The organism is Blautia hydrogenotrophica DSM 10507, from assembly GCF_034356035.1.
Lineage (GTDB): Bacteria > Bacillota > Clostridia > Lachnospirales > Lachnospiraceae > Blautia_A > Blautia_A hydrogenotrophica.
Genome location: NZ_CP136423.1, coordinates 1,452,844 through 1,474,244, shown reverse-complemented (window position 1 = coordinate 1,474,244; position 21,401 = coordinate 1,452,844). Strand labels below are relative to the sequence as shown.

The 21,401-nt window shown below is 46.1% G+C and carries 19 protein-coding genes and 1 pseudogene; 2 read left to right on the top strand and 18 right to left on the bottom strand.

Going from position 1 to position 21,401, the window contains the following annotated elements:
• Nucleotide 1 precedes the first annotated feature (1 nt).
• The 5 genes from BLHYD_RS06910 to BLHYD_RS06890 all read right to left on the bottom strand — a co-directional run bounded on the left by BLHYD_RS06910 (nucleotide 2) and on the right by BLHYD_RS06890 (nucleotide 4,092).
• The gene (locus BLHYD_RS06910; protein ID WP_005944851.1) at nucleotides 2–592 is read right to left on the bottom strand and encodes a DUF6553 family protein; all 591 of its coding nucleotides are present in this window, start codon (nucleotides 590–592) and stop codon (nucleotides 2–4) included.
• Nucleotides 593–605: 13 nt separating this feature from the next.
• A complete protein-coding gene (gene glf / locus BLHYD_RS06905) occupies nucleotides 606–1,718 on the bottom strand; it encodes a UDP-galactopyranose mutase (protein WP_055165434.1) in 1,113 nt (370 codons plus the stop codon).
• Between the two features lie 454 nt (nucleotides 1,719–2,172).
• Nucleotides 2,173–2,367, bottom strand: a complete 195-nt coding sequence (locus BLHYD_RS06900) for an EamA family transporter (protein WP_005944843.1) — start codon at nucleotides 2,365–2,367, stop codon at nucleotides 2,173–2,175.
• Nucleotides 2,357–3,202, bottom strand: a complete 846-nt coding sequence (locus tag BLHYD_RS06895) for a helix-turn-helix domain-containing protein (RefSeq protein ID WP_040350250.1) — start codon at nucleotides 3,200–3,202, stop codon at nucleotides 2,357–2,359. The genes BLHYD_RS06900 and BLHYD_RS06895 overlap by 11 nt, the downstream gene beginning before the upstream one ends.
• Nucleotides 3,203–3,564: 362 nt before the next feature.
• Nucleotides 3,565–4,092: a nitroreductase family protein gene (locus BLHYD_RS06890; protein WP_005944833.1), complete on the bottom strand. Its 528-nt coding sequence runs from the start codon at nucleotides 4,090–4,092 to the stop codon at nucleotides 3,565–3,567.
• Between the two features lie 153 nt (nucleotides 4,093–4,245).
• Between BLHYD_RS06890 and BLHYD_RS06885 the strand changes: the two genes are divergently transcribed.
• A complete protein-coding gene (locus BLHYD_RS06885) occupies nucleotides 4,246–4,599 on the top strand; it encodes a winged helix-turn-helix transcriptional regulator (protein ID WP_021845947.1) in 354 nt (117 codons plus the stop codon).
• A 322-nt stretch (nucleotides 4,600–4,921) separates the two neighbouring features.
• Here the strand turns inward: BLHYD_RS06885 and BLHYD_RS17435 are convergent.
• The 6 genes and pseudogenes from BLHYD_RS17435 to BLHYD_RS06855 all read right to left on the bottom strand — a co-directional run.
• Nucleotides 4,922–5,474: pseudogene (locus tag BLHYD_RS17435) on the bottom strand (group II intron reverse transcriptase/maturase); the annotation flags it as partial.
• Nucleotides 5,475–5,782: 308 nt separating this feature from the next.
• On the bottom strand, nucleotides 5,783–7,330 hold the full coding sequence (gene putP / locus BLHYD_RS06875; protein WP_021845948.1) for a sodium/proline symporter PutP: 1,548 nt from the start codon (nucleotides 7,328–7,330) through the stop codon (nucleotides 5,783–5,785).
• A 211-nt stretch (nucleotides 7,331–7,541) separates the two neighbouring features.
• On the bottom strand, nucleotides 7,542–8,078 hold the full coding sequence (locus BLHYD_RS06870; protein WP_005944811.1) for a DUF5662 family protein: 537 nt from the start codon (nucleotides 8,076–8,078) through the stop codon (nucleotides 7,542–7,544).
• Between the two features lie 12 nt (nucleotides 8,079–8,090).
• Nucleotides 8,091–9,953, bottom strand: a complete 1,863-nt coding sequence (locus tag BLHYD_RS06865) for a Type II secretory pathway, pullulanase PulA and related glycosidase (protein ID WP_148391232.1) — start codon at nucleotides 9,951–9,953, stop codon at nucleotides 8,091–8,093.
• 18 nt (nucleotides 9,954–9,971) lie between these two features.
• Nucleotides 9,972–10,727 carry an exodeoxyribonuclease III gene (locus BLHYD_RS06860; protein ID WP_005944802.1) on the bottom strand — a complete coding sequence of 252 codons (756 nt, stop codon included), beginning with the start codon at nucleotides 10,725–10,727 and terminating at the stop codon, nucleotides 9,972–9,974.
• Entirely contained in the window at nucleotides 10,724–12,352 is a 1,629-nt protein-coding gene (locus BLHYD_RS06855; protein WP_081447108.1) for a ClC family H(+)/Cl(-) exchange transporter, read from the bottom strand. The genes BLHYD_RS06860 and BLHYD_RS06855 overlap by 4 nt, the downstream gene beginning before the upstream one ends.
• Nucleotides 12,353–12,583: 231 nt before the next feature.
• Between BLHYD_RS06855 and BLHYD_RS06850 the strand changes: the two genes are divergently transcribed.
• Nucleotides 12,584–12,976, top strand: coding sequence for a DUF1292 domain-containing protein (locus BLHYD_RS06850; RefSeq protein WP_021845951.1), 393 nt, complete (start codon nucleotides 12,584–12,586; stop codon nucleotides 12,974–12,976).
• A gap of 59 nt (nucleotides 12,977–13,035) precedes the next feature.
• On the opposite strand, the gene BLHYD_RS06845 is transcribed toward BLHYD_RS06850, so the two are convergent.
• From BLHYD_RS06845 to BLHYD_RS06815, 7 genes are all read right to left on the bottom strand, one after another.
• The gene (locus tag BLHYD_RS06845; RefSeq protein ID WP_005944791.1) at nucleotides 13,036–14,637 is read right to left on the bottom strand and encodes a xylulokinase; all 1,602 of its coding nucleotides are present in this window, start codon (nucleotides 14,635–14,637) and stop codon (nucleotides 13,036–13,038) included.
• A 14-nt stretch (nucleotides 14,638–14,651) separates the two neighbouring features.
• The gene (locus tag BLHYD_RS06840) at nucleotides 14,652–15,818 is read right to left on the bottom strand and encodes a pyridoxal phosphate-dependent aminotransferase (RefSeq protein WP_005944788.1); all 1,167 of its coding nucleotides are present in this window, start codon (nucleotides 15,816–15,818) and stop codon (nucleotides 14,652–14,654) included.
• A gap of 28 nt (nucleotides 15,819–15,846) precedes the next feature.
• A complete protein-coding gene (locus BLHYD_RS06835; protein WP_005944785.1) occupies nucleotides 15,847–17,637 on the bottom strand; it encodes an L-fucose isomerase in 1,791 nt (596 codons plus the stop codon).
• Between the two features lie 234 nt (nucleotides 17,638–17,871).
• Entirely contained in the window at nucleotides 17,872–18,852 is a 981-nt protein-coding gene (locus BLHYD_RS06830) for a dihydrodipicolinate synthase family protein (RefSeq protein ID WP_196795154.1), read from the bottom strand.
• Between the two features lie 47 nt (nucleotides 18,853–18,899).
• Nucleotides 18,900–19,604 carry an ABC transporter ATP-binding protein gene (locus tag BLHYD_RS06825; RefSeq protein WP_005944780.1) on the bottom strand — a complete coding sequence of 235 codons (705 nt, stop codon included), beginning with the start codon at nucleotides 19,602–19,604 and terminating at the stop codon, nucleotides 18,900–18,902.
• A complete protein-coding gene (locus tag BLHYD_RS06820) occupies nucleotides 19,601–20,374 on the bottom strand; it encodes an ABC transporter ATP-binding protein (protein ID WP_005944777.1) in 774 nt (257 codons plus the stop codon). Before BLHYD_RS06820 ends, BLHYD_RS06825 begins: the two co-directional genes overlap by 4 nt.
• On the bottom strand, nucleotides 20,371–21,399 hold the full coding sequence (locus BLHYD_RS06815) for a branched-chain amino acid ABC transporter permease (protein WP_005944775.1): 1,029 nt from the start codon (nucleotides 21,397–21,399) through the stop codon (nucleotides 20,371–20,373). Before BLHYD_RS06815 ends, BLHYD_RS06820 begins: the two co-directional genes overlap by 4 nt.
• Between the last annotated feature and the right edge of the window lie 2 nt (nucleotides 21,400–21,401).

Sequence of the window (21,401 nt, the reverse complement as noted above, 5' to 3'; positions counted from 1 at the left end):
GCTATTCCTCCTCTGAGCTTCTCTTGGATACTTCTTTTTCAGCCTCCTTAGCCGCGCTCAACATCAGTTCCAAAGGTTTTGGTATTTCCACCACCTTAGGCAGATCTTCATACAATTTTTTTAAGTCCTTTGACACCTTATCCTGTACTCTGCCCTCTTTCATCGGCATCATTCCCAGAATCATCGAAGTGTAATTTCTGTCTGAAAAACAAAGCTTCACGTACAGACGTGCCGTGTGCAGACATTCTTGAAAAAGAAGCATCCGGCTTTGCTCACTCTGGTCATAGAACTGGAAAAATCCCAATTCTTCCAACTCTCTTTCCAATCTCTTCTGCGTTTTTTTTACAGAAAAACGTCCAGGTGGATTCTCTGCCAGATATCTCAGGTCCATCCACAGCTTCAAATAACCGTCTGCCCGTCCGCTCTTTCCGTTTTCTCTAGCTTTGGCATATCGCAATTTCCAGATCTGAAGCCTGATCTCGTCCGCCTCCGGGTCTGACTGCGTCTCCATCGCCACGTTTAAAATCTGCCTTCTTCTCGCCGGACTGCTTTCGACATAATAATCTCTAAGCTCTCTTCTGTCCTCTTCCATCTCAACTCTCCTGTTAGTTCTCGTAAGTAGTCTCACTTTCAGCCAACGCCAATGCCTCCTCAATCACCTGGTCCATATCCATATAGCGGTACAAGCCCAGTCTTCCGCCAAAGAGCACATTTTTCTCTTCTAGAGCTTTCTTTTGGTACTCCGCGAAAATCTCATTGTTCTTAGGATCATTCACTGGATAATACGGCTCTTTTCCTCTCACCCAGGTATCGGGATATTCTCTTGTGACCACCGTCTTCTCCTGCCTTCCAAACTCAAAGTGTTTATGCTCAATGCTTCTGGTATAAGGAATTTCATAGTCTGTGTAATTCAAAACCGCATTTCCCTGATAATTCTCCATCTCCAATATTTCGTCTTCAAAGCGTAAGGACCGGTATTCCAGCTCTCCAAAGCAATAGTCATAGTATTGATCGATCATTCCGGTAAACACAACTTTCTCCGCTTGCTTCACCAGCTCTTCTCTGTGCTTAAAAAAGTCTGTCTTCAGGCATACCTGCACTCCCTCCAACAACTTTTTCACGATCTTCGTATATCCTCCAATGGGAATTCCCTGATAAGGGTCTTTAAAATAGTTGTTGTCAAAAGTATACCTCACCGGTAACCTTTTTATGATAAACGCGGGCAACTCTTTGCACTCTCTGCCCCACTGCTTTCTAGTATATCCATCCACCAGCTTTTCATAGATGTCTTTTCCCACCAGTGCCAGTGCCTGTTCCTCCAAATTATGGGGATGCACAATGTGCATCTGGGAAATCTGCTCTTGAATTTTGGCCTTGGCCTGAGCCGGTGTCTTCACTCCCCAGAGCTGATAAAAGGTGTTCATATTAAAAGGCAAATTATACAATTCATCTTTGTACACTGCAACCGGTGAGTTGACAAAGTGATTAAATTTTGCAAACTGGTTTACATATTTCCAGACTCTCTCATTGGAGGTATGAAAAATATGTGCCCCATATCTGTGTACCTGAATACCTTCTATCTCTTCTGTATATATATTTCCCCCAATATGTTCCCTCTTATCAATGACCAGGCAAGTTTTTCCTACCTTTCTCACTTCATGGGCAAAAACCGCACCGAACAACCCCGCGCCGACAATCAGATAATCATATTTTTTCATCGTCATCCCGTCCTTTCCGTGAAAAAATTTTTCGTCGATGCTACCTATTATAGCAGATTCTCTTGGAAAAAAATACCCCCAAAGGAAATCCACCCAGCTAGCCGCTCGACTCCTCAGAAATTTCCCCCTTTTTTCAAACAGTACGTGATTTAAATCCAAAAAATATACGTTACTTAACTCATCTCTGGAATTGGAAAGGTTGACTCTGCCGAAATTCTTGCTGAAATCGATTCTGTCAAGACGTCACTCTTTTGGAGAACAAAAAAACGGCGGCCTTGATCTTCTCAAAACTGCCGCCGACCATTGCAAAGGTTCGTTTAATTGTTGCAAGGAGACGAAAGTGATATCAAATCACTCTCGTCTGATAAAATTTTTTCCAGATCTCCTTTTCCATATTTTCCAACAAATAGTATACACAAATCCCGCAAAAACCGGTTGCCGCAAAGGTAAGTTCCTATTTTGCGGTTGTTTCTTTTATACAGTAAGGATAGACAATCAAAAGAACCAAAAAACCCATGACAAAGCGGAAAAACAGAATTCCTACAGACTGAACGTCTACCAACAAAACTTTTGTTGAAATAAAGATGATTCCCCAAATCAGGATGGTCAATAAAACTGCCAAATACCCGATTGTCTTTTTATACTCCATCTGAAGTTCCTCTCAACCCCTGTTTTTCTAAAAATATATCCCGATAAATGCCAGGGGCCAAACCAATGAAGCTATTAAAATAGTTTGTAAAATGACTTTGATCGGAAAAACCTGTCTGTAATGCTGCGTCAATCGGTGCTATGCCCTGTTCCAATAATTTTCTCGCGGCTCCAATGCGGATATTCTCAAGGTAACGATATGGGGTAACCCCCTTTGATTTGGTAAATGCCCGTAGCAATGTGGATTTACTCAGCCCTACCTGGCGGCATATCTGATCTAAATAAATATGCTCTGTAAAATGTTGATTGATATAAGCACAGGCCCATTCAATTTCATCCCGGCACTCCGGAATACAGTTTTCAAAAGGCTGACCATATTTTTGAATTAACAAGGACAAAAGCAAAAGCAAATCTTCTTCTTTTTCAAATTCCACGGAACCATTCATCACCATTTCGTGAAGCGGACACAAGTAACAGGTTACTTCTTCATCATAAATGACATTCCTCGAAAAACCAGGAAGCTCTCGTTTCCCAGTCACTTCCTCGGCTAAGTTCAACATAGTTTTTTTTGAGATATTAAATCCCCGATAGTCCAGCGTGCCGTCGTCACTCTGGATACAGGAATGGCTATCACCAGGATTAAACAAGACAACATTTCCCCGGTTAATGGTATATTCTCTATTTTTACAGGAAAGACAGCGTTCTCCCTCTTCCACAAAACCAATCACATAATATTCGTGAAAATGATTTGGAAACGGCTGCACAATTCCCTCAAAACGATAGGCTTCTATTCTCAAATCATCGTCATAGACCACAGTTCTAATCTCTTTTCTCATGTGCATTTCCTCCTTGCTATTTCCTATTTTATCATCTGATTTTTCAAAAAGCTTGTAAAATATCTTCATCTTACAGACCTAACAGAAAATACAGTCACCTGTCTACGCATTTAAACGAGTAGAAATCCCATCGGAACAGACTGCTAAATACGTAAGATAATCTTTCTAACTCCGGTATTCCCGACTCATCTGCGGTATGCTAAACAAAGAAAAAAGTCATAGATAGAATAGCCATGGACGAAGATATGGAGCAGCACCTTATCTTGAAACTTCAGGAAGAACTGCCACACTTCCTATTTGGAATAAGTAAAACAGTGTGGGACACAGATGCTGTACAACATCTTTTTTATTGTGTAGTGGATTTAAAGTTCTTCAAATGATACTGTCGCAGACAACGGAAGCCTCATTTTATTATGGCGATTGGAAGGAAGAACTGTTTCGTGACTCGTATCAGCATAGCCGATAGCAAGAATATTAATAGGTTCAAGGTTCGACGGGAGATTAAATTCTGTCTTCAATACGCTTGGCTTAAAATAACACACCCAAACACTTCCCAAACCCAAATCCGTAGCCTCCATCATCATGTGATCCGTAATAATACTTGCATCAATATCCGTCAGCTTTTTTCCGTCAAATGGACGTGTCCAAGTTTTTTCAATATCACTACAAACAATAATTGCCAATGGTGCGCCATAAATGTTAGCAGCCTTTCCAATTTTACTGAGCCCATTCTCACTTTGAACTACAATTAAGTGCTGCGGCTGACAATTTCCACCTGTTGGTGCAACATGAGCCGCCTCTAAAATTGCATTTAATTTTTCCTTCTCGACTTTTTGTTTTGTGTAAGCCCGTACACTGTACCTTTTCTTTGCAAGAGTCAAAAAATCCATGATATAATTATCCTTTCTAAAACTATGAATTTTAGGAAGCCTTGATAACCTTGCCCTCCTATGCTATAATTTTATCAATTATTTACAAAAAGACAAGAATGTACTTTTTTGTAATATAGTATCTAAAAAGATAGTGTGGAGGAAAAGACTACAATGAAATGTCCCAATACCTTTAATTGTCCTGTGGAAGCAACACTTGATTTAATCGGTGGAAAATATAAAGCTCTTATTTTGTGGCATTTAATTGATACCACTTTGCGTTTTAATGAAATTGGAAAACTTATTCCACAGGCTACCCCAAAAATGCTCACTCAACAACTTCGAGAATTAGAAAATGATAGTTTAATTATCCGGACAGTTTATCCTGTTGTCCCCCCAAAAGTTGAATATTCTCTTAGTGATTTTGGAAAAAGTATTATACCTATACTAGACGCTATGTGCAAATGGGGAGAAAATTACCTGAATGGCCTTGATAACAAATCTGATTGTAATGATAAAAAGAAATAATAGTTTATAAATCAAAAATCAGTGGCAGGCTTCTCAATATAAAATCTTAATACAAGATTGTATATAGTTGTGTCCAATCGAGTAAGAGAGAGTAGCTAGCTCCCGTCCTCTCACAACACCGTGCGTACCGTTTGGTACATGACAGTTTCAATAGTTAACGTACACAGACTGATAGTCTGCAACTAACTCATAAAGCCCCAATTTATGAGTCTTTCTTATTTAAGGCCCAGTTGACTGCTTTATTTCTAGCGTTAAACCAGTATCCTTTGCGGTCATAGGCTATCTTTGCCGCATCAGGCTGTCTACTCCCAGTCTGATGAGTTTTCTCATCCTTGTCTTCGGTAGTTTCCAGATACACATTCGCTAACAGTGGGAACAGCTTCCCTCCTTACGGGGAGCCTTCCTCCATCTCTTTTACAACTCCATCACTCCTCTTTTCAGGTATCGCTTTACCATTTGTATGATTCTTATATCATTTACCTGTTTTCTCAGCAGTATCGTATGATTCAGCATATCAAAGTACTTCCTCAGGTCAAACACAACTGCCCTCGTATATCCCTGTTCCATATACTCTTTCATACTGTCAATGGCGTCTTTACCCCACACCCCGGACAATAGCCAAAGCGGTTGGTTTCCTTTAGCCACAGCAGTTCCGCTTCGATGGTCATTCCATTGATACCCGGCGCTCTCTTGTTTACCTTCACTCTTTTGTAAGCCCTGTTCAGGTTGTCCTTGTCCAGCATCTTACCTAAGATGTCCGAATCTGTACTGTCCCTTTCCTTCCATATCCGGTTGAATGAGCGGTGCGCTCTCACATACTCTTTGCGTTCTGCGCTATCTCTTTGTGAGCAGCTCTCCTTGTTTTCTGTATCCATCTGCCGCATTTACTATACATGATTCCGTGTAGATACCGGGCTTCATCTTGTGTGGCAGACTTCCCCTCACGCACAGCCTTTAATGCGATTTCTGTCCGTCAGACCAGAGGTTTACCCGTGGGTTACTAAATTCCCACATCCAGCTTCCTTCAGATTCCACCTCACGATGGACACCCTTGTTTTCAGTTATTCTTTCCCGCTACCGGACAGACTTGGGACTTACACCTTTAAAAAACGTGCGCCAAAAGTCCGCCACTATGAAAAGGACGAGGAATTATCCCCGTCCTTTTTGAAATATGAATATACGTCTATTTCTGATTTTTCATCGCCTTTACTCTATCAAACTCATCCAAAATTTCCTGATCGGGTGCCTTCGTCGCCAGACTGAACACTACAATCATTAAGACACTGATGAGGAAACCTACTGCCAGTGAGTACACCCCTGTGGCAACTCCCAAAGTCTCACCATGAACCAGAGGTAAATAATCCCACACCAGAACTGTAACTCCACCTGAAACAATACCCGCAATGCCTCCAGCCAAATTCGTTCTTCTCCAAAATAGAGACAGCAGGACAATTGGACCGAAAGCAGAACCCAGCCCTGCCCACGCATTGGACACTAATCCCATAATACTGCTGTCCGGATTCCAGGCAATCAAAAAAGCCAAAACCGCTACAACCACTACCGTGGCACGGCTGATCTTCATAATCGTACTGTTTTCGGCATCTTTTTTAATAAAATTGTGGTAGATATCCTCGGCCACAGAAGATGCAGTCACCAACAGCTGAGAATCCGCCGTAGACATAATTGCCGCCAAAATACCACACAGGAAAATTCCGCCAATAAATGGAAGTGCATAGTCGACCGTAAAAATCTTCGTGATCATCTCAATAAATACGTTTTCGTTGGAAACCGCCCCTTCTGTTCCCAAGATCGTGGGATAGAGATACGCACGTCCCAAGACACCGATGGTCACTGCTGCGGTCAAAGACAGAGCCACCCAGGTAATTGCAATTACTCTGGATTTTTTTAGCTCTTTTTCATCCCTCACTGCCATAAAACGAGTCAGAATATGCGGCATACCACAGTATCCCAATCCCCAGGCCAGTTGGGAAAAAATCTCAACGGGAGTAAAGTTTCTCTCACCATTTGTCATCATATTTAGGAAAGACGCCGCTCCGCCTTCCACTCCGCTTTGATTCAATATCTCAGAGATATTTCCATGCATCACACAATAGGCCACGATCGGAACTGTCAGAAGCCCGATCAGCATCAAAGTTCCCTGTATAAAGTCTGTCACACAGACTGCCATAAAACCACCCATAAAGGTATAGGCTAAAATTACAATTGCCCCAATCGCCAGCGCGATATGGTAATCTACATGAAATACAGAATTAAACAATTTGCCACCAGCAGCCAGCGCAGACGCCGTGTATACCAAGAAAAAGATTACAATCACAATCGACGACACCAGCAATAAAATTCTCTTTTTATCGCGAAACCGATTTTCAAAGTATGCTGGTATTGTCAGTGAATTGTTCGCCACAATCGTATAGCGGCGTAGTCTAGACGAAATACAGACCCAGTTAAACACGGTACCTAAAAACAATCCCACAGCAATCCATGCCTGACCGGTTCCCATCGCATAGACCGCACCCGGAAGTCCCATCAAAAGCCAGCCGCTCATGTCAGAAGCCTGAGCAGACAAGGCTGCGACCCATCCACTGAGTCCACGCCCTCCCAAAAAATACTCCTCCGTATTATTAGACCGCTTCATATAGACCGCGCCTACGACAATCATCATAAGCAGATAAGCCACGAAAGCGGACAAAATTATGACTGTTGTACTGTTCAAAAAATCTCCTCCCTTTTTTATAGTATCTCACTCCACAAAGCTTTTATCTGCGGCGGGCTATATTGACACCCTCTTTTCCCCTTGCCACAGCGCAGTTCCCGTGGAACGTTTTATTATGAATCGAATAGGGGAAGAATTTCTTCCCCTATTCGACAGTAAAATAATTTCTTTCATACTTTAACATACCCGACTGTGATCGCGCAAGGAAAATTCATCTTCTTTTTAGATATACTCGCCTGATATAATCCAAAGTCTTTTTTTCCCCGTGGTCTGCCAATATCCTCAGCATGGCTTCCAGATCTCTTTTCGTCTCTGGATGGATAAACCACAGTTTTTCTTTGCTTTTCAGATAGTATTTCAAAGGCTCCTGATCTGTATAGGCATCTCCCAGATAATTTCTTGAAGCACTAATCCGGTCCACCACCATCTCCGCCACATATTTCTTCGGCATTTTTGCTCCCATGATTACGTGCTCTCCATCTAAAGAGTAGTCCACCCAGTGTTCATAATGGTGCTTATTTCTCCCTTTGTGGTGCAGCCACGCCAGAGAAACCCCTCGGTCCTCCCTCTCCGCGTTGTTGGGACTACGGTTCCCCTGATAATATTTACAGCCCACCAGAAATTCTGTGGGAGAATACTTGGACAAATCATGCAAAAGCCCCTGTTTGTACAAGCCTATCCGAAAACAATATTTCATCACCAGCAGTTTATGCCTTGTAATTGTCTTAAAATGCAGCCATGGATGCATCCTCTCTGCCTCCTATTTTCCAATCAATATCAGAATTCTTCTCGGTTTTACAGTAAAAACCCTTCTCTCCTTCAGTTTTTTCTCTTCTCCCTCTGGCAAAAATCCACAAGATTCCGTATCCGAGGTGTCTGCCGCCAGATACCACTGTATCTCTTCTGGGATGTTGGGAAGCGCAAATTCCTGAGATTCCCAGTGAAAATTATAAGCGACATAGAGAAATTTCACAGTTTCTCCAGGAGCATAATCCCCACAGTACAACACGCCTACACTGCGGCTAGTACTCTCCATTTTACAGTACCACGCCCTCTGGCTGTGATAGGAGATATCTGGAAAACCATAAGAGCGATAATCACTGCCCTGCAATGGTTCTGCGCAGTGCAGTATTGGATGCCTTCTGCGAAAAGCAATGGCTTCCTTTACGAACTCCAAAAGTCTGGAATTTTTCCTACAAGCCCCCCAATCTACCCAACCTATAGGATTATCCTGACAGTAAGCATTGTTGTTGCCTTCCTGAGAATTTCCAAACTCATCTCCTCCATAGATCATCGGAGTCCCCTGGGAAAGCAGCAATAAAAGATACGCATTCCGAATTTGCTGCATCCTCAGTTGGCGCACTGCTTTGCGCCTGGTAGGACCTTCCACTCCACAGTTCCAGGAATAATTATAGCCGGTTCCATCCTCATTATCCTCACCGTTCGCCTCATTATGCCGATAATCATAGGACACCATATCCATCATCGTGAATCCATCCTGACTCGCCATATAGTGAATCACACCATGGGCAGACGGATTCTCCCGAATCAGTCCAAGAGCCGCAGGGAGCATATCTTCATCGCTTTTCAGCAGTCGCCGCATGGTCTGTTCAAAACCATAATGGGAAACCGCCACATTGCGCAGTTTCGGCGGTCCATCTGGATAGACGGCATGATTGTCAAACCCTCCCACAATCAGCTTTGTGTTCCTCAACATAGGATCTCTAAGAATCATATCTGGCCATACACCTTCCCCTAACAGATGAAAGCCATCCACATGGTAATTCCACTTCCAAAAACGCAGAACCTCCAGCACTGCAACAGGATTCACTTCTTTAGGAAAAAAGAATTCCATAATCAGCTCAATCCCAGCGTCGTGGAGGCTACGCACCAGCCTTTGAAATTCTAAAATTGGATTAGCAGACGATGCATAGGAGGATTTTGGCGCAAAATAGTACCCTGCTGTATAGCCCCAGAAATTCAGCCGCCCCCATTCCTGACGCATTCGAATCATTTTCCCATTCTCCAAAGCAGCAGGTACAGGGATTTCCCAGAACTCATAAGCCGGCATGATCTCCAACCCATTGATTCCCAGTTCTTTCAAATAAGGAATCTTTTCCGACAGTCCCCGAAAAGTTCCCTTATACCGTCCTTTCAATTTTGGGCTGCGTGTATATCCCCTCACATGCACTTTATACAAAATCATTTCTTCATAGGGAATCTGTGGACTACGGTCTCCCTCCCAGATCTGTTGCGAACCATCCCAGAACCCACAGCGCACTTGATGGGGGTTCTTTTCGGACAACGATTCCGCGAATTTTTCTTTTCCCACAATCTTCCTGGCATATGGGTCTGGAACCACCACACCGTCGATCTTATAATTATATTCATAACCCCTGGCATTAAACCCTGGCAAAAACACCGCAGCAATATCTCCGGTCCGAAACTGGTCGGAAAGTACAATCTCCTGCTCCGGCAGTTCCTCTCCCCTGCGGTACAAAAGCAAAGAGGCTCTTTTCTCCTGAGGTACTTCCACCGCGAAATTATACCCGCCGTCCTGTTTGACTGCTCCTAGTGTCTTTGGCACTCCGGCTTTTATCGGTCGTTCTTTTCTGTCTATCACCTTGTGCACGCTCCTTCCTTACAGTGTAATGTCCAGCTCCACCGGGCAGTGGTCGGACCCTAGCACCTGTGTGTGAATCTTTGCATCCACCATTTTCTCCCGCAGAGACGAAGAAACCAGGAAATAGTCAATTCTCCACCCCGCGTTTTTTTCTCTCGCCCGAAAACGGTAAGACCACCAGGAATAAATTCCTTCCTGATCTGGGTAAAAATACCGAAAAGTATCAATAAATCCACTCTCCAACACCTTGGTAAAGCAAGCTCTCTCTTCATCGGTAAATCCCGCGTTTTTCCGGTTCGTCTTCGGATTTTTCAAATCAATCTCCTGGTGAGCTACATTTAAATCCCCGCACCAGACAACAGGTTTTCTCTCTTCTAGTTTTGTCAGATATTCCAGAAAATCTCTCTCCCAGTCCATCCGGTAAGACAATCTGGCCAGCTCATTTTGGGAATTCGGCGTATAGACTGTGACAAAATAAAAGTCCTCATACTCAAGAGTAATCACTCTTCCCTCCTGGTCATGTTCTTCTATTCCAATTCCGTAGCTTACCGACAGAGGTTCTCTCTTCGCAAATATTGCCGTCCCTGAGTAGCCTTTTCTCACCGCCGAATTCCAGTACTGATGGTATCCCGGCAGCGTCAACTCCACCTGTCCCTCCTGACACTTCGTCTCCTGAATACAGAAGATATCCGCGTTGGCCTCCTGAAAATACTCCTCAAAACCTTTTTTTAGACAAGCTCGAATCCCATTCACATTCCAAGATATAAATTTCATTTATGCCCTCCTCCGGCTGTATTTTTCTTCTTTCTTTCCCACCACTCTTTTTGCGGTTTTGTCTCAGCCTTATGATAACACAGCTGAACCATCTCGTCATAGACTTTTCCTTCACATCTGGCAGGGGTCATCACCACCAGTGTATCACTGGGAAGAAGATAGGTATCCCCATTCGGCAAAACCTCCCTCTCCCCTCGCTGAAGCGCCACAATCAGACTGTCCTTCGGCCATTCGATCTCCTTAATCTTATTGTCCGCCGCTCGTGAACCGTGACGAATTACAAATTCCATCAGAACTCTCTCCGCCCCAGCAGGAGGTTCCTCGACACCTCGTCTTTTCAACAAGCTGTTCAGCAGACTCTCATAAATCGGTTCAGATTTCAGCAGCGTTGCCACCACATAGGCTACAATGGACACAATAGCCAGAGAGAGCATTTGACTGAGAGAGCCCGTCATCTCAAAAATTAAAATGATCCCCGTCATAGGCGCCCGGACTATAGCTGTGAAATATCCTGCCATCGCCAGGATGATAAAATTACTGATGTACTCTGGACTCATGCCAAAATACTGAACTCCCGCTGTGGCAAAAATTGTGCCGATCATAGAACCCAACACCAGAAGCGGAAAAAAAATCCCTCCTGGCGCTCCAGACCCAAAACTGCATAATGAGAACAAAAACTTCAGCGCTAACAACGCCACCAACACTCCCAAAGCCCTCTGCCCGTCAGCCAAGTCCATCACTAAATCATGACCACTGCCCAAAAGCTCCGGCAATGTAAAGCCGATCACCCCAGCCATCAAAAATGGAATAAACAGTCTCGTCGTCTCATTCAGGTGGGGAATGGACTGAAAGATCTGCTGTACCTTCAACGTCGTCTTGTTATAAAAGACACCCAGCAGTCCCAGTATCAGCCCCAACAACAGCAGCGCCCAGTAATACTGTACCGGCAGCTCCTGGCTCAATTGAAAACGAAAGACTGGCTCAAACCCTAAAAACTGTGCGGAAATAAAATCTGCCGTCACAGAAGAACACATCGCAGATACCAGCAAAGATACCGAAAAACTCTTATGAAGCTCCTCCAAAGAAAACATCACTCCTGCCAGCGGAGCATGAAACGCAGCCGACAAGCCGGCACTCGCTCCACAGGTCAGCAAAAATTTTTCTTCTGTAATCCCTCTCTTCGTCAACCTGGAAACCCCTTTTCCCGCCATGGCTCCCAACTGTATGGAAGGACCTTCCCGCCCCAGAGAAAGTCCTGCCATCAAAGAGAGAAAGCCTCCTGCGAACTTAGCCGCAATCACCCGCCACCAACACTGGCGTAACTTTCCCACCATTTCTCCTTCCAACTGCGGAATCCCGCTGCCTGAGATCAATGGCTCCCATCTCAGCAGCCTCCCCACAATCAGGGCAAGCAACAATAGTATCAGAAACCACAGAACAATCGTGACCGGAGATCTCTTCATAAAATTTAAGATCTCCGCTAACCACTCATCTGCATATTTTAGCGCCACACGGTACAATAAAACGACCACCCCGCTGACCGCTCCCACGGCTATGCCTTCCCCAATCAGCACAACAGGCAAAAATTCCGTCCGCTTCAGCGCGTTGGGCGTACTGTTCTTCAACCTTAATTCCTCCCTCTGCTTTGCACTTTCTGGCATCTCGCCATCTCAAAACACCAGAATACTGAAAGTATATTGTATTTTCATTATACGCAAGTCCCATAAAAAAGCCAAGGTAAAATTTTTCATTCGGTTGATTTTGCGCCCGCTTTCTGTTAAAGTTATAGACAGCTAGGAATTCTGAAATATACCAGAATCAGAACTTCTAAATACTACAAAGCGAGGATAAACGATATGGATTTAGAAAAACACTCAGCGGCCTGCTCTGCAAGCGACTGTGCTTCCTGCTCTTCTTGTTCCTCTTGCTCTTCTTGTGAACCTCAAGATGCCGGCGGATACAACACCGTCCTTTTGCCAATGGAGGACGGCCGGGAAGTGCCCTGTGCCATTCTGACTGTATTCAGTGTAGAGACCAATGAATATATCGCCCTTCTTCCTCTGGAAGAGGACGGCAAAAATCATAACGGAGAAGTCTACCTATATAAATTCTCCCGCACGGAGAACGGTGATCCAATCATGGACAACATCGAGGACGACGACGAATATACCGCTGCCGCTGAAAAATTTGATGAGATTCTCACAAATGCCAGAAAAGCAGAGATGGCCAACGCACCGTTGGAGGACTAACATAAAACCCGCACAGACCTCAGTCTTTACGACATCCAAGGTCTGCGCGGGTTTTTCTCTCAACACAGATGGTCGACAGCAGCTCTCTCTATTTTCAGTCCCTCTCGGTATCTCTCCATAAATCTCTCAAACGCTTCCACTTCTCTTTCCTTTGGCCAGATGTATGTTTCCTTTGCCTTGACAAAAACTTCTCCGTCCAGAAACTGCTCTAAGGTCTGCTTGTTAGCTCCCCGGACCAGGTAATCCGCCAACAATGCAATTCCCCAGGCTCCGCCCTCACCAGCCGTCTCCATCACCGACACCGGTGTATCTAAGGCCGCCGCTAACATACGCTGTCCCACATCCTTAGTCTTAAAAAAACCACCGTGTCCCAAAATGTATCTCACTGGAATCCGTTCTTTTTTTAACAGGATATCCATCCCTGTCTTCAAAACCGCCAAGGAGGTGTACAGGTGCACTTTCATAAAATTAGCCAGATCAAACCGACTATCTGGTTTTCTCACAAAGAGAGGTCTCCCTTGTTCCAGCCCTGTGACGTGTTCTCCTGACAGATAATTGCAAGCCATGAGATCTCCGCAGCTCTCATCCCCCTCTAAGGCCTTCCGGTACAACCTGCCGTAGAGTTCCTCTTTTGTGACATTCATTCCCATAAGGTTGGCGAACTCCGCAAAAATCTGAATCCAGGCGTTGAGATCCGACGTACAGTTATTACAGTGAGCCATCGCCACTGGCTTTCCATCCGGAGTGCTTACTAAGTCTAATTCCCGATATACGAAAGACAACTCCTCTTCTAACACCACCATCCCAAAGGCAGAGGTTCCCGCCGACACATTTCCTGTGTGTCCTGCCACACTGTTGGTGGCCGTCATACCTGTTCCGGCATCTCCCTCCGGCGGACACATTGGAATCCCTGCCTCCAATCTTCCTGTCACATCCAAAAGTCTAACACCTGTCTCGGTAAGTCTTCCTGCCTCCTGTCCTGCCAGCAGCACTCTCGGCAGCAGCTCTTTCGTTCTCCACGGATATCCTCTATCTGCAATCAGAACATCAAATTGTGTCAGCATTTTCTGACTGTAGTCCTTGGTCTTCGGATCTATGGGCATCATCCCCGCCGCGTCACCAATCCCTAAAACCTTCTGTCCTGTGAGACACCAGTGAACATAGCCTGAGAGCGTCGTGAGAAAACGAATCCTCGCTGCATGCTCCTCTCCATTTAAAATAGCTTGGTATAGATGGGCAATACTCCACCTCTGGGGAATGTTGTACTGAAACAATTCGGTCAACTCTGCCGCCGCCCTTTCGGTCATTGTATTTCTCCAGGTCCGAAAAGGGGTCAGCAGCTCTCCATTCCTGCCAAAAGCTAGATACCCGTGCATCATAGCACTGACCCCCATCGCTGCCAGACGACTAAGCTTTACCCCATACTTTTCCTCTACATCTTTGGAAAGATCTTGATAACACTTTTGAAGCCCCTGCCACACCGAGGAAAGCTCATAGGTCCAGACGCCATTCACAAATTGATTCTCCCAGGCATATTCCCCCTGAGCAATCGGCTCCCTATCCTCTCCGATTAACACTGCTTTTATCCGGGTGGAGCCAAGCTCAATGCCGAGCACCGCCCTTCCTTTCGAAATCCAAGCTGTTGTCTCTTCCCTATTCATATCTGCCTATCACCTCACTGACGCAGACTCTTTACAAAAGTCTCAAACCGTTCTAGCCCCTCTTCGATGGTTTTCTCAGAAACCGCAAAAGAGAACCTCAGAAAGCCTTCTCCGTCCTCACCGAAAGCGGTCCCCGGTACCACGGCCAAGCCTACCTCATCCATCATCCGCTCCACCAATTCATCGGAAGGCACTCCCAGCTCTTTCACATTGGCAAACGCATAGAAGGTTCCCTTAGGCGGAACACAACTCACTCCCGAAATCCTATTCAGCCCTTTTACAAGAATCTCTCTGCGCTTTGCATACTGTTCTAGCATTCTGCCTGTTACTACTTGGTCCATGTTAAGAGCCGCTAAAGCCGCATATTGTGCCGGAACATTGCAGCAGGAGGTCTCCAGCTCATGAAGCTTCACCATAACCTGCATCAAAGCTGCCGGGGCCATCATAAATCCCACTCTCCACCCAGTCATCGCATAGGATTTTGAAAAGCTGTTTATGATAATGGTCCTCTCTTTCATCTCCGGAAGAGAAGCAATACTGATATGCTCATTTCCATCATAGACCAATTTTTCGTACACCTCGTCAGACAGTACCCACAAATCAAATTCCTTCGCAACTTTCGCCACCATCTCCAAGGTGGACCGCCCAGCCATGCCTCCTGTCGGGTTACAAGGAGAGTTCAAAATGAGGATACGGCTGTTGGGCGTGATCGATCTGCGCAGATTTTCTTCTGTGTACTGAAACCCGTCCTTCTCATGGACTTTGCAAATCACTGCCTTGCCATGGTTTAAAGTGGTAAGCATAGGATAAGGAGTCCACTGAGGCCCAGGCATAATCACCTCGTCTCCTGGCTCAACGATCGCTTGAAGCGCCAGATAAATAGCCTCCGTTCCCCCGTTTGTAACCATGAGCTCTGTCTCTGGATTCACCGTCAGATGTTGATCCTCATAAAATTTTTTCGCCAGCTGCTGCCGAAGTGGAAAAATCCCGGCATTGTGAACATAATGGGTATTCCCCATCAAAGCGGCCTGGTACGCTGCCTCAATAATCGTCTGGTCCGTGTCAAAATCCGGCTCTCCCACCGTGAACTTCACCCAGTCGTCATGTCCCAAAGATTTGTTAAAAACTCTTCTGATTTTTGAGCTGGGCGTTTGAGACGCCCGCCTGCTAATTTTCGGCATTTCTCTACTCTCCTCTCTCCCTCATAACCTATGCTTTATAAAGAGGTCCGAACGCCTCACACGCCCGGTAATCTGCCCCTTCTAATTCCTGAGTTCCAAAAGCCGCCCAGACCGCAGGGCGGAAAATACGCTCCTTCTCCACGTTATGCATGGAAACCGGTATCCTGAGCATAGACGCCAGAGTAATCAGCCGGTCTCCCACATGGCCATAACAGAAAGCCCCGTGGTTCGCTCCCCAGTTAGACATGACAGAATACACATCTGTAAAAGCGCCTTCCCCAGTAAGCTTCGGCGCAAACCAGGTAGTTGGCCAAGTGGGGTCCGTCCTCTTGTCCAAAATGTCATGTACTTTCTTAGAAAGCTGACAGGTATATCCTTCCGCAAGCTGCATCACCGGTCCGACTCCATGTACAAGATTAATTCTCGCCATGGTCACCGGCATCTGTCCCTTCGTCCCGCCGATGAAATGACTGGAAAAGCCGCCTCCTCGGAAATAGAAGAGGTCCGCTGGACACCAGTCTGTGGCTTCTAGGCAAGCTTTCGCTTCCTCATCCGTCATCTGATAGAAAGGTTTTATCATTGGTGTGCCGTCTTTATCCAAGACTGCGCCTGTACCCTCCAAAGCTGCCGCTCCTGAATTAATCAGATGGATAATTCCATCCTTCGCGTACCCTTCTAGCTTCTCTCCCGTGACCCGTTCTACCGCCTCTGGGCTCCAGTAGGTGCGAACATCGGCAAAGATTCCAGGGCAGTCTGTCAACAGGTGTTCAAAAAGCATCGTGATTGCATTCAGAGTATCGTTCTCCGTGGCAATCACATAGGACTCTCTAAGTCCATTCCAGTCAAACTGGCTGTTCAGCATCGCCTCCAAAAAATCAAAGTTTGGCCTGAAATCTGTCCACTGGCGCTGTCCCTGAATTCCGGCGGCAATCGCGTTGTGCCCGCAGGACTCCTCGATAAATCCCATCTTCGCCAGCTTAGGATTTCCCACCATCAAGTCTCTGACGATCAGCATATTCTTGACCACAAATTCCCACCAGGCTTCGTAGCCTTCTTTATTCGGCCGCAGTTCTTCTGGATTTTTGTCCCATCCCTGTGTACAGTTTTCTTTCGTCCAGGCCAAAGCTCTCTCGAACTCCTCCGGATCATAGATTCCCTGTTCCATGCGCCGCAGAATCTCGGATTCATCCACAGACTCTGAGCGCAGGCCCAGATACTGCTGCATGAAATCTTGATTCAGGATGGAACCGCCGATTCCCATACACACAGAACCGATCTGTAGATAACTGTTCCCACGCATGGCTTTCGCCGCAACCGCTGCCTTTGCAAATAGCAAAATTTTCTTTGAGACATCCTCCGGTATCTCAGTATCCGTACAGTCCTGCACATTACGTCCATAGATTCCAAACGCAGGCAAGCCTTTCTGTCCGTGAACTGCCAGGACCGCGGCCAAAAATACCGCCCCAGGCCGTTCCGTCCCATTAAATCCCCAGACGGCTTTGATGGTCTGAGGGGTCTGGTCCATCACCTCCGTACCATAGCACCAGCATGGGGTGACTGTCAGCGTCACTTCCACTCCCTCCCGCTCAAATTGATTCTGGCATCTAGCCGCTTCTTTGACCCCTCCGATGGTGGTATCTGCGATTACCACCTCGATCGGCTCACCATTTGGATACCGCAGCTGCCCTTGTATCAACTCTTTGGCAGCCAACGCCATCTTCATAGTCTGTTCTTCCAGACTCTCACGAATCCCTTTTCTGCGCCCATCAATCACAGGGCGGATGCCGATTTTCGGAAAATCTATCTGGTATCTGTTCATTCTTCTCTTCCTTTCTGTCACTGAATAACAAAGTGAGCAAGCCCACTTTAGCTCCCCATCCCCTCAATCTTTGAGGGGTACAGTCCATTTTGCGCTCCGCCTCACGCCGCTATGTGGTGAACTACTTTATTGCGGCGTGCGCATCCTTGGCGAAGCGTTTTTGTTCCATAGGAACTCAATTTCCTACGAAATAAAAAGAATCCTGCCCCGCTGTCTTTCCTATAACATAAAGATTCAAATCCATCCGCATCGTTCCATGACTGCTCTTAATTCGTCGATTTCCGGTCCCGTCAAGTTTTCCAGAGGTTCTCTGACTACACCGCCCGGCAGGCCCCGAAGCTCCATGGCACATTTTAATACGGACTGGTACAGCGCAGTCGCCCGACCGCCGATCTCCGGGTCATTGGTGGACGGAATGTTTCTTCTGGCAACACAGTCCGCAATGAACTCATGGTAAGGAATCACACAGTCCATCAACCGGTTCGCCTCCTGAAACTCCTTTTTCTGGCAAGCATCGTAAAAGGCGAAAATCAATTCCGGCGCCAATAGCATCAATTCCGTCACCATAGCTGGACAACCAAAGGGGGCTTCATACATATAGTTCAGATGCCCAATTCCACAGCACACCTTAAACTCCTTGGAGTCTGTCTTTGCTCTCATCCAATAATATTTTTCAATGGTCGTAGCGTTCTCCTTGGACGCAATGATGTTGGGAAGCTTAGAAAGCCGTCCCATAATGTGTGGTGGTACGAACATCTTCGAAGTGGAAGGGTTGTTATAGATCATGATTCCGATATCCAAAGCCTCAGCAATCATGGAGAAATGCCGGTAAAGCCCCTCATCCGTGACCTGCATATAATAAGGATTCGAGACCAGAGCACAGTCAATTCCCAGTTCCTGCGCTCTTTTACTGATGTCGACAGTCAGCCTCGTCGCCGCGCGGCCAGTTCCTGCGATCACGGGAGCTCTTCCGTTCACAGTCTTGACCACCGCGTCAATCATTTGCAGCGTCTCTTCATCCGTCATCGCATAAAATTCCGAGGTGCTCCCTGCGATCATAATCGCCCCATCATGGCCCTTTAACTGCTGGCAGGCATACTCTGCCGTCTCTCTCATTGCCCCCAAATCCAACGACTCATCCCTGTTAAAATGAGTGGGAAGCAGGCTGATTACACCTTTTGTCTGTTCAAACATTTGTTGATAAGATAAGCTCATTCTTCCATACTCCTTTTTTAATCTCTGTCTTTTTTGTGTCTTTGTACTCAGCATCCTAGATAAGCTTCCTTGATGGAAGGGTCCGCCAATAGTTTTTTCGCATCCCCACTCTTCGTCACCTTTCCGGTCTCCAACACATAAGCCCGGTGAGCCGTCGCCAATGCCATCTGCGCATTTTGTTCCACTAAGAGAACCGTCCTGCCCTGCTCATTAATCCGTCTGATTACTGCAAAAATTTCATTCACCACAATGGGCGCCAGTCCCATAGACGGTTCATCCAAAAGCACCAAAGACGAAGTCGTCATCAGCGCGCGGCCCACGGCAAGCATCTGCTGCTCGCCCCCAGAGAGAGTTCCTGCTGGCTGCGTCCGTCTCTCCTTCAGCCGCGGAAAAATATCATAGACATTTTCTAAACTCTCCTTCACTCCCTCCTTGCGGCGCTGCGCAGCCATCATCAAATTGTCGTACACCGACAGCTCTGTAAAGATTCTGCGTCCCTCCGGCACATGGGCAATTCCTTTTTGTGCCGTGATATAGGCTTTCTGGCGAATAATCTCCTTTCCTTCAAAAAAAATGGACCCGCCTTTTGCCCGTTCCAGTCCCGTGATCGTGCGCAGAATCGTAGTCTTTCCCGCTCCATTGGCTCCAATCAGCGCCACAATTTCTCCTTCATTCACCTCAAAACTAACGCCGCGCACTGCATTGATCGCCCCATAGGAGACCGACAAATTTTCTACTTTTAGTTTTATCACTGTCCACTCTCCCCCTTTCCCAAATAGGCCTCAATGACATAGGGGTTCTTTTGAATCTCCTCCGGAGCTCCTTCCGCGATGGTTTCCCCAAAATCCAAAACCTTGATTCTCTCAGCGATTTTCATCACCATGCTCATGTGATGTTCGATCAAAAGCACTGTAATATCAAACTTCTGCCTTACCTGAGCAATCACATTCATCACGTCCTCAATCTCCACCTGATTCATTCCCGCTGCCGGTTCATCCAAAAATAAAATCTTTGGGTCAGTACCCAATGCACGGATGATCTCTAGTTTTCTCTGTTCCCCATAAGGCAGGTTCCCTGCCTGAAGGCCGCTGATCTTTTCCATGTGAAACAGCTCTAGCAGCTCCGACGCTTTTTCCTCAATCATCTGTTCTTCCCTTCTGTATTTCTGGGTACGGAAAATCGCGTCTGCAAACCCATAGGTGGTCTTGCACTTCATAGCCACCTTTACATTGTCCAGCACACTCAACTTGCCAAACAGACGGATATTTTGGAAAGTTCGGGCTACTCCCATCGCGCTGATTTCATGGGGCTGTTTTTTTAAGATCGACTGACCTTCGATCAAAATGTCCCCGTCTGTGGGTTTATAGATTCCGGTCAGCATATTAAAGCTTGTAGTCTTTCCCGCCCCATTTGGCCCAATGATCGCCACAAGTTCTCCCTGCTCCAATGTGAGGTTAAAGTCGTTGACCGCTCTTAGACCACCAAAGGTAATTCCCACATTTTTTGCCTCCAAAACACTCATCGCTGTGTTGCCTCCTTCTTCCTTTTCCGTAACCTTGACCACAAAGATCGATCTTTGCCCGTAAATGTCTGGATTCCCAAAAACTTCAGTTCTCTTCCTCCACTGATTCCGTAAGGACGCCAGATAATCACATACAGCAATACTAAGGCATAGATCACCAATCTCCAATCATCCAGGAATCTTAATAGCTCTGGCAGTAGCGTCATCAAAAACGCTCCAGCAGCAGCTCCTGTGATGGTCCCCACGCCTCCAGCGTACAGATATACCAGAAGATCTGTGGATTTTGAATAGGCGAAGGTATCCGGGCTGATAAACATCAACAGATGAGCAAACAGACCGCCGCCGATTCCAGCCCAGAAAGCTGAAAAAGTAAACGCAATGGTCTTATATTTTCTTGCATCCGTCCCCATGGCCTCCGCCGCAATCTCATTTTCCCGTATCGCCAGACAGGAACGACCATAAGTGGATTTTATAAAATTCCTGGACGAGTACACTGCCAACAGCACCACCAGAAACACCCAGGTGAAATTGGTAATCTTTGGAATGCCGATCATTCCCCTCGCTCCTCCTACATAATCAATCAGCCGAATCACAGAACGGATAATCTCACCAAATCCCAAGGTGACAATCGCCAGATAATCTCCTTTTACCTTTAAAGTAGGACGCGCGATCAAAAAACCTCCACCTGCGGCAACAAGACCGCCGCCGATCAGTGCCAGCAGCAGAATCCCATTTGCCAGGAAATCTTTAGACGAAATTTCCAAAGCCGACATAAGCGTCGTGGAGATCACCGCAGCTACATAGGCACCGACAGCCATAAATCCCGCATGTCCGATAGAGAACAGCCCTGTGACCCCATTTACCAGATTCAGACTCAGCGTAACAATGATGTTCACCCCCGCCAGCATGATGACTTGAAGCAAGTAATTGTTTATCACTCCGGTATAGTTTAAGATAAGTACCAACAAATACAGACCAATAAAAATCAGGTACTCTCGTTTCATCCATCCTTTTACTCTACTCATAT

Excerpts from the sequence above, each read along its gene's own strand:
- BLHYD_RS06835 (WP_005944785.1), bottom strand. The coding sequence starts at position 17,637 with ATGAACAGATACCAGATAGATTTTCCGAAAATCGGCATCCGCCCTGTG.
- BLHYD_RS06885 (WP_021845947.1), top strand. The coding sequence starts at position 4,246 with ATGAAATGTCCCAATACCTTTAATTGTCCTGTGGAAGCAACACTTGAT.
- BLHYD_RS06820 (WP_005944777.1), bottom strand. The coding sequence starts at position 20,374 with ATGAGTGTTTTGGAGGCAAAAAATGTGGGAATTACCTTTGGTGGTCTA.
- BLHYD_RS06890 (WP_005944833.1), bottom strand. The coding sequence starts at position 4,092 with ATGGATTTTTTGACTCTTGCAAAGAAAAGGTACAGTGTACGGGCTTAC.
- BLHYD_RS06900 (WP_005944843.1), bottom strand. The coding sequence starts at position 2,367 with ATGGAGTATAAAAAGACAATCGGGTATTTGGCAGTTTTATTGACCATC.
- BLHYD_RS06845 (WP_005944791.1), bottom strand. The coding sequence starts at position 14,637 with ATGAATAGGGAAGAGACAACAGCTTGGATTTCGAAAGGAAGGGCGGTG.
- BLHYD_RS06815 (WP_005944775.1), bottom strand. The coding sequence starts at position 21,399 with ATGAGTAGAGTAAAAGGATGGATGAAACGAGAGTACCTGATTTTTATT.
- BLHYD_RS06840 (WP_005944788.1), bottom strand. The coding sequence starts at position 15,818 with ATGCCGAAAATTAGCAGGCGGGCGTCTCAAACGCCCAGCTCAAAAATC.
- BLHYD_RS06910 (WP_005944851.1), bottom strand. The coding sequence starts at position 592 with ATGGAAGAGGACAGAAGAGAGCTTAGAGATTATTATGTCGAAAGCAGT.
- BLHYD_RS06895 (WP_040350250.1), bottom strand. The coding sequence starts at position 3,202 with ATGAGAAAAGAGATTAGAACTGTGGTCTATGACGATGATTTGAGAATA.
- BLHYD_RS06850 (WP_021845951.1), top strand. The coding sequence starts at position 12,584 with ATGGATTTAGAAAAACACTCAGCGGCCTGCTCTGCAAGCGACTGTGCT.
- glf (WP_055165434.1), bottom strand. The coding sequence starts at position 1,718 with ATGAAAAAATATGATTATCTGATTGTCGGCGCGGGGTTGTTCGGTGCG.
- BLHYD_RS06860 (WP_005944802.1), bottom strand. The coding sequence starts at position 10,727 with ATGAAATTTATATCTTGGAATGTGAATGGGATTCGAGCTTGTCTAAAA.
- BLHYD_RS06830 (WP_196795154.1), bottom strand. The coding sequence starts at position 18,852 with ATGAGCTTATCTTATCAACAAATGTTTGAACAGACAAAAGGTGTAATC.
- BLHYD_RS06870 (WP_005944811.1), bottom strand. The coding sequence starts at position 8,078 with ATGCATCCATGGCTGCATTTTAAGACAATTACAAGGCATAAACTGCTG.